We start from the raw sequence: 976 nt of genomic DNA, 5'->3' as shown, positions 1-976 counted from the left end.
TTTAAGTCTACACACTTAAAGCCATTTTTATTCGGGTTTACGATAAGCGATAAACGCTTACTGATAAATTGAGGCTTGCCCTTCAGGGCGAGTCTTTAGCAATCTTAGGAACCACATATACTGCTCTGGATAAGCGAGTATCACTTGCTCAACCGCTTTATTCAGTGCTAACGCCTCGTTTTCCTTACCGACCATGTCTTCGGCGGCAATGGCGGGCATCACAGTTAAATCAAACTGGCGTGAAGCTTGGTTATAACCAATTTTCACCGGTAGCACTTGGGCATTTCCCGCCTGAGCTAAGCGGCCAACCACGGGTAATGTCGCTTTGACTGTGCCTAAAAACGGGGTAAATACACTCTGATCTGGGCCTAAATCCTCATCGGGCAGGTAGAAAAAGCTATTGTTCTGCTTAAGCTCTGCTAATAAGGCGCGAATTCCGGCCTCTCGCATATAAACGTGGCCACCACAACTGCTACGTACCCGATTATTAAACCAGTTAAATAACGCGTTTTTATGGGCCTTTGCCATAGTGACCATGGGCAAGTCGAGGTTTAACCTCAGCCCAGCATAATCAATAGGCCACACATGGGGCATGATAAATATCACCGGCTGCCCTACTGCTTGCGCCGCTTGTACATGCTCAAAGCCCATCAAATTCACACGGCGGCGTAAATGCGCCTTAGATCGTACCAACAGCTCACCTTGCGATAACAGCACTAATACGAAGTTCTGCACGTTGTCATCAATTAAGGCTTCTATTTCTGCGGCGGATTTTTCAGGGAAACACGCCTTTAAGTTCGCCCTGGCAATACTTATCGGCTTTTTCGCAATAGGCGCCACCAGTTTGGCCAAGGTTCTAGCAATAGGATCACGCAGCCACGCGGGCATGATCCCAAAAATCACTAATAGACCGATCGCCAACCAAGTAACCCAATATTTAGGGTGCAATAACGCCAGTTGAAAACGTCGGTCAAAA

At 47.2% G+C, this 976-nt stretch carries 1 protein-coding gene; it reads right to left on the bottom strand.

Going from position 1 to position 976, the window contains the following annotated elements; all coding sequences use genetic code 11:
* Nucleotides 1–57: 57 nt before the first annotated feature.
* On the bottom strand, nt 58–976 hold a 919-nt coding region (gene lpxM, locus L976_RS01405), incomplete at its 5' end, for a lauroyl-Kdo(2)-lipid IV(A) myristoyltransferase (RefSeq protein WP_047533452.1).

It is taken from the genome of Shewanella sp. ZOR0012, from assembly GCF_000798835.1.
In the GTDB taxonomy this organism is placed as follows: Bacteria; Pseudomonadota; Gammaproteobacteria; order Enterobacterales; family Shewanellaceae; genus Shewanella; species Shewanella xiamenensis.
Note: the sequence above shows the minus strand (reverse complement) of the source record. Positions and strands in the feature narration are given on the sequence as shown.